General features: G+C 39.8%; 14 protein-coding genes. 9 read left to right on the top strand and 5 right to left on the bottom strand.

The window, feature by feature from the left end; genetic code table 11:
- The first annotated feature begins 10 nt into the window (after positions 1–10).
- From F4W09_RS04165 to F4W09_RS04155, 3 genes are all read left to right on the top strand, one after another.
- Positions 11–1,105 carry a fatty acid desaturase family protein gene (locus tag F4W09_RS04165; RefSeq protein ID WP_151504114.1) on the top strand — a complete coding sequence of 365 codons (1,095 nt, stop codon included), beginning with the start codon at positions 11–13 and terminating at the stop codon, positions 1,103–1,105.
- Positions 1,106–1,281: 176 nt separating this feature from the next.
- Positions 1,282–1,503 (top strand): DUF1653 domain-containing protein, encoded by a 222-nt coding sequence (locus F4W09_RS04160; RefSeq protein WP_016167441.1) that lies wholly within the window; start codon positions 1,282–1,284, stop codon positions 1,501–1,503.
- Between the two features lie 61 nt (positions 1,504–1,564).
- Positions 1,565–2,167 carry an O-methyltransferase gene (locus F4W09_RS04155; RefSeq protein ID WP_151504113.1) on the top strand — a complete coding sequence of 201 codons (603 nt, stop codon included), beginning with the start codon at positions 1,565–1,567 and terminating at the stop codon, positions 2,165–2,167.
- A gap of 57 nt (positions 2,168–2,224) precedes the next feature.
- On the opposite strand, the gene F4W09_RS04150 is transcribed toward F4W09_RS04155, so the two are convergent.
- Together F4W09_RS04150 and ahpC are read right to left on the bottom strand one after the other, a co-directional pair.
- Complete coding sequence (locus tag F4W09_RS04150) at positions 2,225–2,431, bottom strand: KTSC domain-containing protein (RefSeq protein WP_016167443.1); 207 nt, start codon at positions 2,429–2,431, stop codon at positions 2,225–2,227.
- A gap of 201 nt (positions 2,432–2,632) precedes the next feature.
- Positions 2,633–3,196, bottom strand: coding sequence for an alkyl hydroperoxide reductase subunit C (gene ahpC / locus F4W09_RS04145; protein WP_016167444.1), 564 nt, complete (start codon positions 3,194–3,196; stop codon positions 2,633–2,635).
- A 502-nt stretch (positions 3,197–3,698) separates the two neighbouring features.
- Between ahpC and hrpA the strand changes: the two genes are divergently transcribed.
- Complete coding sequence (gene hrpA, locus F4W09_RS04140; protein WP_151504112.1) at positions 3,699–7,622, top strand: ATP-dependent RNA helicase HrpA; 3,924 nt, start codon at positions 3,699–3,701, stop codon at positions 7,620–7,622.
- A 30-nt stretch (positions 7,623–7,652) separates the two neighbouring features.
- Positions 7,653–8,768, top strand: coding sequence for a beta-ketoacyl-ACP synthase III (locus tag F4W09_RS04135; RefSeq protein ID WP_016167446.1), 1,116 nt, complete (start codon positions 7,653–7,655; stop codon positions 8,766–8,768).
- Between the two features lie 223 nt (positions 8,769–8,991).
- Here the strand turns inward: F4W09_RS04135 and F4W09_RS04130 are convergent, their stop codons facing one another.
- A complete protein-coding gene (locus F4W09_RS04130) occupies positions 8,992–11,046 on the bottom strand; it encodes a TonB-dependent receptor plug domain-containing protein (protein WP_151504111.1) in 2,055 nt (684 codons plus the stop codon).
- A gap of 298 nt (positions 11,047–11,344) precedes the next feature.
- Between F4W09_RS04130 and F4W09_RS04125 the strand changes: the two genes are divergently transcribed.
- From F4W09_RS04125 to ahpF, 4 genes are all read left to right on the top strand, one after another.
- Positions 11,345–12,139: a tellurium resistance protein gene (locus F4W09_RS04125; protein ID WP_151504110.1), complete on the top strand. Its 795-nt coding sequence runs from the start codon at positions 11,345–11,347 to the stop codon at positions 12,137–12,139.
- A gap of 13 nt (positions 12,140–12,152) precedes the next feature.
- A complete protein-coding gene (locus F4W09_RS04120) occupies positions 12,153–13,271 on the top strand; it encodes a toxic anion resistance protein (protein ID WP_151504109.1) in 1,119 nt (372 codons plus the stop codon).
- 28 nt (positions 13,272–13,299) lie between these two features.
- Positions 13,300–14,229, top strand: coding sequence for a hypothetical protein (locus tag F4W09_RS04115; RefSeq protein ID WP_151504108.1), 930 nt, complete (start codon positions 13,300–13,302; stop codon positions 14,227–14,229).
- A gap of 140 nt (positions 14,230–14,369) precedes the next feature.
- Positions 14,370–15,935, top strand: coding sequence for an alkyl hydroperoxide reductase subunit F (gene ahpF, locus F4W09_RS04110; RefSeq protein ID WP_044739416.1), 1,566 nt, complete (start codon positions 14,370–14,372; stop codon positions 15,933–15,935).
- A gap of 143 nt (positions 15,936–16,078) precedes the next feature.
- Here ahpF and F4W09_RS04105 read toward each other — a convergent pair whose 3' ends face one another.
- Entirely contained in the window at positions 16,079–16,327 is a 249-nt protein-coding gene (locus tag F4W09_RS04105) for a YfhL family 4Fe-4S dicluster ferredoxin (protein WP_044739417.1), read from the bottom strand.
- A gap of 3 nt (positions 16,328–16,330) precedes the next feature.
- On the bottom strand, positions 16,331–17,725 hold the full coding sequence (gene trhP, locus F4W09_RS04100; RefSeq protein WP_151504107.1) for a prephenate-dependent tRNA uridine(34) hydroxylase TrhP: 1,395 nt from the start codon (positions 17,723–17,725) through the stop codon (positions 16,331–16,333).
- Positions 17,726–17,734 lie beyond the last annotated feature (9 nt).

Below are 17,734 nucleotides of genomic sequence, written 5' to 3'. Positions count from 1 at the left end.
GTTCAATATTATGAATATGCCAGTAAAAGCACAATATTTTAAGAACCCAAAAAATCGTGAACTTACTCAATTTGAGTTAGATGAATTGGCGCGCGAATTGGATGCGATTAAACAAGAAGTGTTGGATGATATTGGCGAGAAAGATGCCAAATATATCCGCCGTGTTTATTCAACCGTACAGTACGCTTCAATTGCTGGTCGTGCTTGCTTATTTGCAGGTTGGTTTCCGCCAGCTTGGATTTTGGGGACAGGTTTATTAGGCTTTGCCAAAATCATGGAAAACATGGAATTAGGGCACAACGTCATGCACGGTCAATATGACTGGATGAATGATCCTAAATTCAGTGGGCAAAACTACGAGTGGGATATTGTCGGAACCTCTGATAACTGGCGTCAAACCCATAACTATAAACATCACACCTATACCAATATTAAAGGTATGGATGATGATATCGGTTATGGTTTATTACGTTTGTTCCCAGAACAACGCTGGAAACCAGGTTTTTTATTACAGCCTTTGTATAGCATTCCATTCTGCTTACTGTTTCAGTGGGGCGTAGCCATTCAAAATCTTGAAATTGGTAAAGTTTGGTTTGGTCGTAAATCTAAACAAGAACTGAAAGAAGAGTGGAAACCGTTACAACGCAAAATTGGCAAGCAATTGTTCAAGGATTATGTATTCTTTCCATTGATTGCAGGTCCTGCGGCATTACCAGTGTTGACAGGTAACCTTGTGGCAAACGGGATTCGTAATATCTGGACTTTCAGCGTGATTTTTTGTGGCCATTTCACTAAAGACGTAGAAGTGTTCCCGAAAACAGTTTTGCAAAATGAAAGCCGTGGTCACTGGTATATGCGTCAAATTCGTGGTTCTTCTAACTTGACGGGTTCAGAAGCCTTCCATATTTTGACTGGACATTTAAGTCATCAAATTGAACATCACTTGTACCCTGATGTACCTGCACGCCGTTACCGTAAAATGGCGCCTAAAGTACAAGCAGTGTGCGAAAAATACGGCTTAAATTACAATAATGCCAGTTTGGTGAAGCAATATGGCAGTGTGATTAAGCGTATCGTGAAGTATGCGTTTCCATTCAAGAAATAATTGAAAAAAAACCACTTCTTCGGAAGTGGTTTTTTTATGTCTCCTCAGGTCCAGTCTTTTGCTGGATAGTTTTGAATTAGATCAGAATAAAAATACAACATCCTCTATAGATTGAATTTCCAAATCGGGTTGAATCATTTAGCATGAGGCATCATAGATTATTGTAGAGTCCAACGATGTTAGAACGTGGTATTTATCAACATTATAAAGGTCAGTTGTATCAGGTATTTTCTGTCGCAACACATAGTGAAACAGAAGAAAAGTTGGTGGTCTATCAATGCTTATATGGCGATTATTCTTTATGGGTGCGTCCTTTAAGCATGTTTACCGAGCAAGTCACTTTAGAAGATGGGAAAACTGTTCCTCGCTTTAATTTGATACAAAAAACTGCTATATGAATAGAACATGAAATAAAAAATGAAATTTAACGTATAGCCAATTTAAAAATGGAATGTCTCGATGAGTATGAGTCAACAATTTAAAGCAAGAATAAATGATTTATATGTTTCTTTTAAAAAGCATGATGACACTCAAAAAGATCGATTACAGCGTTACCGCAATATTGAACCTGATTCTGCTCACTTTTTAGCGATGCAGATTCGAATTCAGAAATCGAAGAAAGTCTTAGAAATAGGAACATCAACAGGTTATTCGACCTTGTGGCTGGCAGATGCCTTACAAGTTACACAAGGACAGCTTACCACCTTAGAAATTGATGCGGTACGCAGTCAACAGGCGCAGCAGTTTGCGCAAGAATTTGGTTTGGAGCCATTAATCCAGTTCTGGGTAGGAGATGCCAAAGATTATTTAGCAGAATGTACCGAAAAATATGATTTGATTCTACTTGATGCAGAACGTGATACGTATGTGGACTATTGGTCTGATTTAAAACGATTGCTATCTAAACAAGGTGGAGTTTTAATCGTTGATAATGTCATTTCACATGCAGAAGAAGTGAAAGCATTTACCCATTTGGTAAAAGAAGAAGGTAACTATTTATTATCCACCTTATCTTTAGGTGCAGGTTTATTGGTTATTACTGCAAAAGATTATGATGTTTAAGCGAACATGCAGACTTCGTATGAAAAATCAGGGCTTACCCTGATTTTTTATTGTTATTTATTGGATGGTAATGCGTGTGAAGTGCAAGTCGTATTCTAAGTATTTGTGTACAAAAGCGGCTTTATCACTACAACGTAGCATGTTGGCGTAAACAAATTGGGGCACAGGGTGGTAGAGTTCTCCAGAACCATTATTATAAAAAATTTTTAAGTATCTTGAAGTCGCATTGTATTTCCAAGAAGTCACGGCAAGCATTATTCCCATACATACCTCCTTGAATTTGTGAATAAACTCAATGGACCTTTCTGTTTAATTCAACGTAAATAAAACAAAAGGCTTACTTCAATGTATAGCAGAAAATACAGGGACTTCAAATACATTCTAAATAAAATTACATGAAATTTAATTGTAAAAAAAACCACGCTTTAGGCGTGGTTTTTTTGATTCAATCTAATTTTTAAAAAATTAGATTTTACCTACTAGGTCGATAGACGGAGCAAGAGTTGCGTCGCCTTCTTTCCATTTAGCAGGGCATACTTCACCTGGGTGAGCGTGAACGTATTGAGCTGCTTTAACTTTGCGAAGAAGTTCTTGAGCGTCACGGCCAATACCACCTGCGTTGATTTCAACGATTTGGATTTTGCCTTCTGGGTCGATTACAAAAGTACCACGGTCAGCAAGACCAGCAGATTCAATTAATACTTCGAAGTTTTTAGCAAGCGTCCAAGTTGGGTCACCAACCATTGGGTATTCAATTTTCTTAATTTCAGCAGAAGAATCGTGCCAAGCTTTGTGTGTGAAATGCGTGTCAGTAGAAACTGCATAGATTTCAACGCCTAATTTTTTGAATTCAGCGTAGTTGTCAGCAAGGTCACCAAGCTCAGTTGGGCATACAAAAGTGAAGTCTGCTGGATAGAAGAATACTACAGACCATTTGCCTTTAAGATCAGCTTCTGTAACTTCAATGAACTGACCGTTCAAGTAAGCTTGTGCTTTAAATGGTTTAACTTCGGTATTAATTAAGCTCATCATTGTCTCCATGATTGAGGTTAGTCTTTGAATTTGGAAGTAGAATATCGAAATTTTAATTATTGCTGAAACAGTATTTTTACATTACAAGCATCGGAAAAACCGAATGAGTAATTTAAATACCATTTCACTCAATATCATCATCATGTATTACAAATGAAACAGATGATGAAAAAATGACAATACGTCACAATCAAATTGTCGTATTTAAATCGTTATTCAACATGCAGTCATCTGGCTCGAATTTCAAGGCTAAAATTGAAAAAAGATATTTTATATAGATGTAGTTGCTTATTTTTCTGACAAATTCAAGTCTGCAATCTCGCAATAAACTATGCTTCACCTCTATATTCAGGTTTTTACCTTAGATATGAAGGTATGAAATGGAGTGAAATATAACCATATTTCATGGGCAGATTGGCGATCACATTGAAGAGGCTTTCTCTATGACCGCTTAAGGCGTAAAATGAGCGATTGAAATTTTTATTGGGATAAATCATCTGTGCAAAGTCATTTAAATATCGATCAATGGGTTATGGCCCGCGACCGTCATCGTTTAAATCGACTACGCCGCAGCAAAGATGGTGATCCACAGCAATACCAAGAGCTGTTTGAACAGTCTAATCTTAAAGTACGTGCGCGTTTTGCACGTCTGCCTCAAATTAAACTGAACCAAGACTTACCAGTTACACAGTCTGCTGAACAATTGATGGCTGCGATTCAACAGCATCAAGTTATTATTGTCGCGGGGGAAACGGGTTCGGGTAAAACCACACAGTTACCGCAAATTGCCATGCTGGCGGGACGTGGTTTGACCGGCATGATTGGTCATACCCAGCCACGTCGTTTAGCCGCTCGCAGCGTTTCACAGCGTATTGCTGAAGAAGTGGGCGAGAAGCTTGGAGAATCGATTAGTTTTAAAGTTCGTTTTAATGAACAAGGCTCACAAGACTCAATTGTACGCTTAATGACGGATGGTATTTTACTGGCGGAGCTTTCGCATGACCGTTATTTAAGTAAATACGATACGATTATTATTGATGAGGCACATGAGCGCTCTCTCAATATTGATTTTATTATGGGGTACTTAAAGCAATTATTGCCGAAACGCCCTGATTTGAAAGTCATTGTGACCTCTGCAACCTTAGATGTGCAACGTTTTAGTCAATATTTTCATGGCGCGCCAATTTTTGAAGTCGAAGGGCGTAGCTTTCCAGTCGAAGTGCGTTATCGTCCAATTTCCGAGTTGAGCATTGGCGGCAGTGATGATGATGAATTTGATGATTTTGAAGAGAATCTGCCACGTGCTGTAGTACAAGCGGTAGAAGAATGTTTTCAAGATGCGCAGGAAAAAGGTCATCCTGAGCATGCTGATATTCTGATTTTTGCCAGTACAGAGCAGGAAATTCGAGAATTACAAGAAACTTTACAGAAGCATGGCCCACGCCATACCGAAATTTTACCGCTCTATGCGCGTTTGGCTTTGGCAGATCAACAAAAGATTTTTAATTCTTCAGGTGGTGGTCGACGTATTATTATTGCGACCAACGTAGCCGAAACAGCTTTGACTGTCCCGAATATTCGCTATGTGATTGATAGTGGTTTTGCCCGTATTTCACGTTATAACTATCGCTCTCGTGTGCAGCGTTTACCTATTGAAGCAATTTCACAGGCGGCAGCCAATCAGCGTAAAGGGCGTTGTGGACGTATCGCACCTGGGGTCTGTATTCGTTTATATAGTGAAGAAGACTTTTTAAGCCGTCCTGAATTTACTGAACCCGAAATTAAACGCACCAACTTGGCTTCGGTGATTTTGCAAATGCAAAGTCTGGGTTTAGGTTCACTCGAAGCCTTTGATTTTATTGAACCGCCAGATCACAGGCTTGTGAATGACGGTCGTAAGCTCTTGGTTGAATTGGGTGCAATGACTGAAAAAAATGCGCCTAAAACCTCGGTTGATCAAGAAGGACCTGAAAAAGCCGCTCTTTCTAAAAAAGGCGCTGGGGGAGACTCTCTCACCAAAATTGGTCAACAAATGGCAAAAATGCCAATTGATCCTCGTTTAGCCCGTATGATTTTGGGCGGAGCACATTTTGGCGTTTTAAATGAAATGTTGATTATTGTGGCGGCTTTGGCGGTACAAGATCCACGTGAGCGCCCTGCGGATAAGCAAATGCAGGCAGATCAAAAGCATGCATTATTTCGTGAAGCGGACTCTGACTTCCTGTTTTATTTAAAGTTGTGGGAAGCGATTCATGATCCTGTCGAGTCAATGAGTGAGAACAAGCGTCGTACTTTTGCTCGTCAGCATTTTTTGAGTTGGTTGCGTTTACGTGAGTGGAAAAAAACTCATGAGCAATTACTGGATTTGGCGAAAGGTCTTAATCTTTCCTTTAATGATAAAAAAGCCAGTTATGAAAACCTGCATCGTGCTTTATTGACAGGTTTATTGTCGTTTATTGCCAATAAAACAGATGAGCGCAACGTTTTTATGGCAGTTCGTCAACAGAAAGCACGCGTATTTCCTGCTTCAACCTTACACAAGAGCAATACGCCGTGGATTATGGCGTTTGAAATGGTGGAGACCTCGCAGGTTTATTTGCGTACGCTGGCAAGGATTGAACCTGAGTGGATTCTCTTGGCTGCACGTGATTTGCTGAAATACCATTATTTTGAACCGCACTGGTCGAAAAAAGCAGGTATCGTGAATGCCTATGCGCAGATTTCATTGTTTGGTTTGATTATTGAGCCAAAACGAATGATCAATTATGAAAAAGTTGATCATCTCGCTGCCCATGAAATTTTTCTTAGAGATGCTTTGACGACAGGTAATCTGGGCATACTTCCGCCATTTTTAAAACATAATTTATTAAAATTGGAAGAGGTAGAGCGGGTCGAAGACAAATTGCGTCGACGTGATTTGGTCGTAGATGAAGAAACGATTTATCAGTTCTATGCGGCAAAAGTACCTGTTGAAATTGCCAGCCGTCGTAGTTTTGAAGATTGGCGTGCAACCATTGAGCCAACACAGCCACGCTTCTTGTATGTAGAAGACGATGCGCTATGGCTGAATGATCGTCCAACGACACAACAGTTCCCAGATTATTTGCATAATGGTGAGTTGCGTTTAGCCGCGAGTTATCGTTTTGACCCAAGCCATGATGAAGATGGGGCTACGGTTAAAATACCTGTGCAGGCTTTACCACAAGTAGATGAAAACATTTGGTCTTGGGGAATTCCAGGTTGGCGACAGGACTTAATTGAAGCCTTATTAAAAGCGTTGCCAAAAGATAAACGTCGTAATCTGGTTCCAATACCAGATACTGCGAAAAAAATCATGCAACGTATAGATGCGGTACATCTACGTGAGCATTTATTTAGCTTTTTGGCATTTCAACTCCGTGGCGAACAGATTACCGAAAAAGATTTTTCTTTTGAAAAAATTGATCAATATTTGCTGCCTTTCATTAAAGTGATTGATGAAAAAGGACGTGTGATTGAAAAAGGGCGTAATTTAGCTGAATTAAAAGCGCGTTGCCGTACAGAAACCCATAGCCCTGTCAAGCAAACCAAGGGACAGTTCCAAAGTTTCCCTGAAGATTTTGTATTTGAAGCTTCGCACAAGGTTACAGGTGTTGTGGTTAAACAATATCAAGCACTGGTTCCTGTTAAAGTTTTTGCAAAGTTAGATGTTAAAGATGATTCGGGCATTGTGATTCAGACCTTCAATGATCAGAGTGAAGCGATTAAGCAGCATCGAGAAGGGATTATTCGTCTGATACATTTGCAATTGGGGGATTTGGCTCGTCAATTGAAAAAGCAAATTTCCAAGCCGATGGCATTAGCATATTCGCCATTGGGAGACAAAGCACAGTTGGAACAGATGCTGGTCTATGCAACGCTGCAATTGTCCATTACGGAGCTGCCAATTAATCAAGCTGAATTTCAGCAATTACTCTTAACGGTTAAGCAAAACTTTTTAACGCAGGGTCAACACGCGTTAAAAATTATGAGTGATATTTTTATTCAGTGGCAGAGCATACGTCAGAAATTATTAATGCTAGATGCTGATATTTTTGGCCGTAGTATGGATGATATTGAAGATCAGCTAGACTTAATGCAGTTGGCGAATTTTGTCTATAGCAAACCCGTCGATGTGTGGACTGAGTATCCACGTTATTTAGCCGCTTTGCTATTGCGTTTGGAGCGTTTGCCCAATAATCTACAGCGAGATGTTACTGCCATTGGGCAGATTGATCCGTGGATGGATAAATTATTTCAATTTAAAAATGACGTTCGTTTGAAAGAATTGTATTTCATGATCGAAGAGTTGCGTATTTCGCTGTTTTCTCAACCGATGAAAACCAAGATGCCTATTTCTGCGACACGGCTACAAAAGCTATGGGAACGTCTTAGTATCGGTTAAAATTGAGCGAATTCAGAGAAGGAGTTTTACATGGGCATCCGTATTACAGGTACAGGCTTGTTCCACCCGGAACACGTCATTACCAATGAAGAGCTAGTCGAAAGTCTAAATGCTTATGTGGAACAGTATAACCAAGACCATGCTGAACAAATTGCAGCAGGCGAGTTAGAAGCACGCCGTGGTTCTAGTGCCGAATTTATTGAAAAGGCATCTGGTGTAAAACGTCGTTATGTGGTTGAAAAAACAGGTGTACTTGATCCAACCCGTTTACGTCCACGTTTAGAAGAACGTAGTGATGATGAGTTATCTCTTCAAGCAGAGTGGGGTGTGATTGCTGCAAAGCAAGCGATGGAAAATGCAGGTGTCACTGCAGAAGACATCGATGTGGTGATTTTAGCATGTTCAAATTTACAACGTGCTTATCCAGCCGTTGCCATTGAAATTCAGACGGCACTGGGTATTCAAGGTTATGCCTATGATATGAATGTGGCGTGTTCAGCAGCGACGTTTGGTTTGAAACAAGCTTATGATGCCATTAAGTCTGGCGCACGTCGTGTATTGTTAGTGAATGTTGAGTTAACTTCGGGTCATACCGATTTCCGTTCACGTGATTGTCACTTTATTTTTGGTGATGTTGCAACAGCTTCAATTGTTGAAAATACAGAGACGAAAACAGGCTTTGAAATTTTAGATACAGATTTGTTTACGCAATTTTCGAATAACATTCGTAATAACTTTGGCTTCTTGAACGGCTCTGAACTCACTTCACGTGATGATAAGCAATTCCGTCAAGATGGACGTAAAGTGTTTAAAGAAGTTTGTCCACTTGTGGCGAAAATGATTTCAAATCAGCTAGAGAAGAATCAGATTAAACCTGAGCAGGTGAAGCGTTTCTGGTTACATCAAGCCAATCAGAATATGAATGAACTGATTCTGAAATTAGTTGTAGGTAAAGAAGCGGCTGAAGCAGACCCAAGTTTAGTTCCTATTATTCTTGATGAGTTTGCCAATACTTCATCAGCAGGTGTGATTATTGCATTACATCGTTCTGCACACGAAGTGAATGATGGTGAATATGGCGTACTCTGCTCGTTTGGTGCGGGTTATTCTGTTGGATCAATTTTGGTTCAAAAGCACGTTGCTTAATGTTGTAGCCTAGAAGCCTGCATTTTTGGCTTAGCTTTATAAATTCGAAAATATCCTTTCATATTCAGGGTTATTGGCTTGAATAATGAGAGGATGTTTTTTATGTCGAATTAAAAGAGAAACAAGCAATTGTGTTTTAAATAAATGAAATAAGTTTAAGAATGAAAAACCATCAAGCCGTTTTAGTCACTTGATGGTTTTTTAGATTCACATAATGAATTATTTAAAATTTCTTTTCTAAGCTGAACAATACACTAGGAATGGCTAGACTTGTACGTGCTTCATACAGACTGCCATCAGATTGATAATTCAGGCGTTCTTTATAGTCAGTGCTGAGCAGATTGCGGGCACTTAAGCTGGTTGACCAGCCTTGCTTAAAGCGTTTAGTTGCACTGATATCCAGATTGACTCGTTCGTTACTGGTACGATTATAAGGTTGATTTTCTAAAGCGCGGGTAAACTCTGGGGTATAGCTGAGATTGGCACTGGTCGAAAGTTGCCATGGCTGATAGTTATAAGAAAGCCCCATACTGGCTGAATAAGGTGCAACATCACTGACTAAGCGATCTTGATGCGTCATATCATCTTCGACTTTGGCACGAATAGTCGAGAGTTGACCGTTAAGCATCCATGAATGCCCTTGAGCAGTTTGTTTTAATGCGTAACGTCCAGAGAGCTCGACACCATAGGTGGTTGCATGATCTTGGTTCTGTGGACGTTTTACGTAACGTCCATTTTCTTGTTGAATTACTGACTCAATATAGTCATCAATTTGACGATAGAAGCCCGTTACATTGACACCACCCGCAGGGGTATTAAAGCCTAAAGTGGACTCATATGCTGTGATTTTCTCTGGGCGTAAAAATGGATTGCCACCACGGTCAGGGTTATTTAAGCTGCCTGCATCAATGTCTGTAGAAATGGATACTGCGGATAATAAATCGGCAGCTTTCGGACTACGAAATGCTTGACTGATATTGGTTTGAAGTGACCAATGATCATCAAAATCATAACGATGTGCAACGACTGGGCTAAGGTTTTGGTCGTCATAAGCGACTAAGCCAGTACGGTGTATCCATTCTTGACGTAAACCAACGGTCAAAGTTTGTTGATCGGTAAAACGCCAACTGCCTTCGCTATACAGAGCATAACGCTGTTCATCTAATGTATCGGCTGTATTGCTTTCTAAGCTGCTTGAACGTGTATCTAAGCCAAACTTAATTTGACGATGTTCATCAAATTGGCGGACACCGTCATATGCTAAACCTAGTTCTTCAACCTGCTGATCTATATACAGCGAAGAAAGAGAAGAGCGAGTAAGTTCAGTTTCATTTTGTTTTTCATAAGACAGACGGACTTTGTCCGAGTTCTTATTCACTTGACGTTCGAAGCGCGTATTTAGGCGCATACTGTCATTTTTGTCCTGTTGAACTTGGTCCGAACGTAATCCATCCCGTTCATAATTGCGGTAAAATAGCTCTACCATGACTTTCTTTTCGTCATCAATTTCATACTCAAGACGTGGACTGATCATTGATCCTTTACGTTCAGTGATATTTTTTTGTACACGAGTTTGGTTTGCTGTTTGAGTTTCCGTTACTGAAGTGCTGTCATCCCAATTTTGATTGGCAGATAAGCTATATAACCAAGGGCTATCACGCCCATCCATCTGTAAAGTGATATTTTTGCGCTCTTCTTCTGAAGTGCCTGAGCTGTTAAATCCATAGCCAACTCGAGCTGTTCCACCAAGACGCGAATTTTGTAATGGTTCTTTTAAAATAATATTAATGATGGCAGAGGCGGCAACAGAAGCTTGAGTGACACTCGGCTGCTTGGTAATTTCAATACGCTCAATCATGTCTGGCGTAAGGGTGTCAATAATGGACATTCCCCCACGAGGCCCGCCTTGTATAGGTTCACCATTGATCATGAAAATAGGCGCACCGCCGCCACGGAAGCGCATACCTGATGCACCGCCTGGACCACGCGGGCCAGTAGCAGATGGCATTTGAAAACCTGCTGCGCGTCTTAAAGCATCACTGACAGATTGATCGCCATATTTCAGCATTTCTTCACGATTGATAATGGTTTTGGCTATCGCACTAATATCGTTATTCTTATTTGCTGAGGAGTTTGCTTGGAGCTTTAATGTCTTTAGAACTTGTACAGGTTCTGCTGTAGCGACTTGTGCGTTATCGGCAGCCCAGCCTGTAATTGAGACACCCAAAAGAGCGAAAGTAAGTGCACTAAACTTCCAAGAAGGCTGTAACGCATCCATAACTTTATGTTTCCAAATGTAATGTTGCGTAAGATTAAACTAAAATTATGGAGAAAGATTGTGGAGTTATTGAATTATTCTCTTGGCGAATAAAAAGTTACCCAGTTTGATAAATATATAAGTTTAGCTTGTTGTTATTTTCGGAGAATGGCTTTTTTTTTTAAACTGATTGTAATTTATTTATTGTTTATTTTAGATCCTGACAATTGGCTGCTTTACCTTGATATAAATAATACAGAGTTGATAATTTTAATGGCTATGTTAAAACAGAGATGTACTGGTCATGATCTAAATTGCAATGCAAGTTACTGAACTGATTCCTTTATCTGAAATAGAGGTCAATCGACAGGACGTTTTAGCTATTCAACGGAATGAATTGGTGCCGATTTTTGATAATCCGGCATTATTGGTGAATTACGCTGAACAGATTGTTCAAGCTCAGGCTGTGTTGTTACAGGGCGTCGATCCATTGCTCACACAACAGTTCAGGCAAAGTATTGAAGAGCTTATTCAAGCCTTAACTCAATCGAATAAATACCTAAAAAAACGCAGATTTAATGCTTTGCAAAAGTGGCTTGGCATAGACATTGAACATGGTTCTGGACAAATCGATTACTATAAAAATCTTGATATGTTGTTGGACCGTTGCCAGCATTTAAGTCAAAAATTACGCTTAGAAATACAGAAGTCACAATCAAGATTTCAGCAGTTATTGGGCTTACGGTTAAGAATGGCAAATTATGTGGTTGCGGCACAAGAGTTTGTACATGAGTATCCTAAAATGCTACGTACGCAGCATCCCTTAGATCAATTTTCAGATCGCTTATCCAAGAAAACTTATAGCTTGCAAACTGTACAGGCCAGTAATGATATTGCCATGCAGCAAATACAGCTTTCTCAGCAACTGTCTTTAGGATTACTTGATCGTTTTACTGAAGCGCAACAGGTGTTAATTCCCGCTTGGCAATATCATGTCAAACAAAGTCAACAGTCAGACTCGACTTCCGAGCTATTAAAGCTAGATAATAGCCGTGAAAAACTGATTAAAACTTTAAGAAAATCATTAGAGAAACCTTCGGGCAACTCTTCATAAAATTAGGTGAATTATGACCAATTCTGAGCAAAATCATTTAACTGTTGCTATGACACCAGAAATGGCAGAACAACAGTTTCAGCAATTTAATTTAAAAGAGCTAGGTTTACAACCTTCAGATTTGGCTGAGGTGATGACTGCAACCAAGGAATTGGAAGATATGAGTCATCAGAGTGTTGCTGAATACGGTAAGCACATCGCGACTCAAACGTCGACGTATACAGATGAATTGCTGAATTTGGTGCAAAACAAAGATTTAGATGCTACGGGACAAAAGTTGAATCAAGTTGTACAAGTGGCACAGCAATTAAATAGCAGTAGTATTCTGAATCAGTCTAAAAATTCAGGCTTTTTGGGCAGTATTTTAAGTAAATTCAAAGGTGCGAAGCAAAGTTTTGATCAGCACTTTAATACCACCAAGGAGCAGATTGATGCTTTGGTTAAAGAAATTGAAGCGTCACAATCTGGTTTAAAAGACCGAGTTAAAACACTCGAACACATGTTTGACTCAGTACAAGATGAATATAAGCAATTAGGCGTTTATGTGGCTGCGGGCAAGATTAAGCAGCATGAAGTTCAGCAGCAAATTGCTCAACTCACTTCACAAGAACAAGATCAGACCATTACCCAGAAAATTTATGATTTGAATCATCTATCGAATAATCTGGAGAAACGAGTCAGTGATTTGCAGATATTACAGCAATCTGCAATGCAGACTTTACCAATGATTCGAATTATCCAGTCCAATAATTTAATGTTGGTGGATAAGTTTTATGCCATCAAAAACATTACATTACCCGCATGGAAAAACCAAATTAGTTTGGCTATTTCCTTGCAAGAGCAAAAGAATAGTGTGCAGCTGGCAAACACGATTGATGATGCGACCAATGACTTGCTGCGCCGTAATGCTGATTTACTCCATCAAAATTCAGTCGATACAGCGCGTGCCAATCAGCGTTCTGTGATTGATATCGACACCCTTGAGCATGTCCAAAATACCTTAATCCAAACGGTGAATGACGTACTTCAAGTACAAAAAGAAGGGATGCAGAAGCGAGAAGAGGCAGCACAGCGGTTACGTAATTTACAAAGTAATTTGAGTCAGTTGGTATTAGAGTCAAATCAACGCTAAATTTTTTTAGTCTGTTGTAGGAGGTCACTTGTCCAAATTAGAAGATGAATATGCAGTCAATACCACTAATATTCAGCAAGGTGTGCAGATTTTAAAGCGTCGGCAAACACATCTGATGGCGTGGTGTATATTCACAACCAGTTTGGCATTTGTGGCTTTGATCAGTTATTTTCTACAACAGGAAATACTTTACAGTTGGTTTGGCATTAGCCTTGAGGTCAAACAATTGCATATTCCTGTATCGGCAGATCGTACTCTGATGCAGTTTGAGCAAGCACCAAATTACTTTTTTAATTTATTGTCTTGGTTTGGTTGGTTGTTCTTAAAAATAACCAGTGCTTTTATTGGTGCTTTTTTTGTTATTCATTTTCTTAAGAAACTTCGCTTCTTTGCGATTCGTTTTCAGTCTTTTGTCTTAAAATTTGTAGGCTGGATCATCGCATTTATATGTATTTGGTCAACTCTAACTTATGTTCAATATGACTGGAATGATGAAGCAGAAGATCCTTATGCAACTGCAATTGAGTATAAAAACAGTTTGCATGAAAGTGAATTGGCACAATATTTAGATCACACCCAATTAGCACCGCCCGTCAAAGCTTACGTGCTGGCGCAAATTGCATTGTTACATTCGCCTGCTGATGAAAATGCTGCGATTCCTTATGTGTTGACTTTGGTCGATGCCGAGAAAAACGACCCTAATTTTATTCAATATGGTTTTAGTGCTTCACAATTATGGTCGATGCAGCAACAGCTTTATGGTAAGGCCATAACGCCTTTAGCAAAATCTATTTCTCCAAAAATTGAACAGGCTCAAAAGTGGGAAAATGTTTTGCAAGTTATTATTATTTCATCATTTATTGTAAGTTCTATTTTAAGTTTAATGCTTTACTTATTATCACGGTACTTTTCTGCAAGAACACGTAGAATTGAGCAAAATTTAAAAAATACTGGGTAAGTCATTCATGTTATGTAAGATTTTGAACTACTATCTAATAATTCGATTGTATTTATAAATACAAACTGTTTTACCAATTTTATGTTTTTTACTATGATGTCTTCATCAACTTAATTATCTCTCCACTGGAGTCGTTAGCAATGTTAGATCAAAATACTTCTGCGCAATTAAAAACACTTTTAGAACGTCTTGAAAGCCCAATTGAAATTATCGCGTCTTTAGATGCTTCAGAAAAATCTGAAAAAATTAAAGAGTTGGTGACTGAAATTGCGCTGTTATCAGACCAAGTGACAGCACGCTTTGATGGTGAACATTCACGTCGTCCAAGCTTTGCAATTGCCAAAGCAGGAGAGCAACCTCGTGTACACTTCGCAGGCTTGCCAATGGGACACGAGTTTACTTCACTCATTCTTGCATTGTTACAAGTATCAGGTTACGCACCAAAAGTTTCTGAAGAGGTGTTAAATCAGGTTAAAGGTTTAAATATTCAATCGAACTTTGATGTGTTTGTATCTTTAAGCTGCCACAACTGTCCAGATGTCGTGCAAGCTTTGAACCTGATTGCCATCTATAATCCAGGTTCAACTGCAACCATGATTGATGGTGCATTCTTCCAAGACGAAGTTGAACAACGCAAAATTATGGCAGTACCAATGGTTTTCCAAGATGACCAGCATATTGGTCAAGGCCGTATGACGTTGGAAGAAATCATTGCCAAACTAGATACTAACTCTGCTGAGAAAGAAGCAGCCAAGTTAAATGCTAAAGATGCTTTTGATGTCTTGGTAATCGGAGGTGGACCTGCGGGTGGTACAGCGGCAATTTATGCGGCACGTAAAGGGATTAAAACAGGTATTGTGGCTGAACGCTTTGGTGGTCAGGTGATGGATACCATGGATATTGAAAACTTTACTACTGTACAGAAAACGGTTGGTCCGAAATTCGCACAGGATATGGAAGCACACGTTCGTGAATACGGTGTAGACATTATGAATTTGCAACGTGTGAATAAAATTACTGGCGCAGATCAAACAGCGAATGGTTTGGTTGAAGTTGAACTTGAAAATGGCGCAAAACTTGAATCGAAAACAGTGATTCTTTCAACTGGTGCGCGTTGGAGAGAAATGAATGTGCCAGGCGAAGCGGAATACCGTACCCGTGGTGTTGCATATTGCCCACACTGTGATGGTCCATTGTTCAAAGGTAAACGTGTGGCTGTGATTGGTGGCGGTAACTCTGGTGTAGAAGCAGCAATTGACTTGGCAGGTATTGTTGAACACGTGACTTTGGTTGAGTTTGATACTAAACTGCGTGCTGACCAAGTGTTGCAAGACAAGTTAAATAGCTTGCCAAATGCCACTGTAATCATGAATGCATTATCTACTGAAGTTATTGGTGATGGTGCTCAAGTGACAGGCTTGAAATATAAAGACCGTGCAACCGATGTTGAGCATACTGTTGAGTTATCTGGGATTTTCGTACAAATTGGTTTATTGCCAAATACGGACTTCCTAAAAGAAAGCGCAGTTGAACTTACTCCACGTGGTGAAATTGTGATTAACGAACGCAATGAAACTAATGTGAAAGGCGTATTTGCTGCGGGTGATTGTACTACTGTTCCATACAAGCAAATTATTATTGCGACGGGTGAGGGTGCAAAAGCGTCTCTATCTGCTTTTGATTACATGATCCGTTCTGGTCAATAATAAAAAAGAGCCAACATACACTGAGTTATGTTGGCTTGCTATTAAACTTTTTACTTTTTATAGGAACTGAGGACGCTAACACCGATGTTCCTTTTTTTATTGTTTATTGTTTTCCCCCAATATTTGGTTAAAACCGTTTTATTTTAAATAATCTTCAGCGCTTTAAATTTCTCCTCCAATGCTGCTTTGCTTTCAATGTGTTCAGGATGAACTTCAATGCAATCGATTGGGCAGACCGCCATACAGGTTTGATATTCATAAAAACCGACACATTCTGTGCAGCGTGCTACATCAATCTCATAAACTTTTTGTCCTTCAAAAATCGCCTCATTCGGACATTCTGGTAAGCACATATCACAATTGATACAAGCATCCGTAATTCTCAAAGCCATGACTTAACCTGCCACGTAAGCCAATGACGAAGCTGAAATATCGATTTCAGAGTTTGGGAGGTTGCGAATCAGCAGGGCATATCGCATATCGATATCGGCAGGAATCGGAATATCGACAATATGACCTGAGCCTTTGGCATCTGGAATAGAATTGCCTTTTTTATCCAAAATTTCGCTCAGTACAAACTGAATATTGCCTTGCGGGGTCATGAGTTCCAATGAGTCACCGACCACAAAGCGGTTCTTCACATCAATTTTAATGTAGTTCCCGTGACGTTCTAATACTTCACCACAGAACTGTTGATGGTCAAAACGAGAAGAACCTGTTTCATAATTTTGGTATTCGCTATGCACATGGCGACGTAAAAAACCTTCGGTATAACCACGGTTTGCTAAGCCTTCCAGTTGTAGCATGAGTGATGAATCGAAGGGCTTACCTGCCAGTGCATCATCAATGGCTTTACGATAAATTTGTGCGGTGCGTGCGCAGTAGAAATAAGATTTGGTACGACCTTCAATTTTGAGGGAGTGAATACCCATTTGGGTCAAACGCTCAACATGTTGTACTGCTCGTAAGTCTTTAGAGTTCATGAAATATGTGCCGTGTTCGTCTTCTTCTGCGGCAAACATATCTTCTTCATTACGTTGTAGTAAAACAGGTTCAGTACATTGATTTTGTGCTACTGCATGTTGTTCATCTACATCACTATTGCAACACTGCTTTTCTTGTATTTGATGCACAGGAATTACATCACCTGTTTCGTCTTCTTGGGCTTGGTGAAGTTTGTAATCCCAACGACAAGCATTGGTGCAAGCACCTTGGTTGGCATCACGTTTATTCATATAGCCTGAAAGGAGACAACGTCCAGAATAGGCCATGCACAATGCACCATGCACAAATACTTCAATTTCCATGTCTGGCACATGATTTTTGATTTCTTCAATTTCTTCCAGTGACAGTTCACGCGACAAAATCACGCGAGTGAGCCCCATATTTTTCCAGAACTTGACGGTTGCCCAGTTCACAGCATTGGCTTGTACTGAAAGATGCACAGGCATGTCTGGAAATTGCTCGCGTACCATCATAATTAAGCCGGGGTCCGACATAATTAATGCATCAGGCTGCATGGCAATGACGGGCGCTAAATCACGAATGAAGTTTTTGAGTTTACTGTTGTGCGGTTGAATATTCACCACAACATAAAATTTTTTACCTAAATTATGTGCTTCTTGAATCCCGATGGCGAGGTTGTCATGATCAAACTCATTATTACGAACACGTAAGCTATAGCGCGGTTGTCCTGCATAGACCGCATCGGCTCCATAAGCAAATGCGTAGCGCATATTTTTTAAAGAACCAGCAGGAGAGAGAAGTTCAGTAACGTGGTGAATGCTCATGACAGAATA

It is taken from the genome of Acinetobacter tandoii (genome assembly GCF_008867985.1).
GTDB lineage: Bacteria > Pseudomonadota > Gammaproteobacteria > Pseudomonadales > Moraxellaceae > Acinetobacter > Acinetobacter tandoii.
Note: the sequence above shows the minus strand (reverse complement) of the source record. Positions and strands in the feature narration are given on the sequence as shown.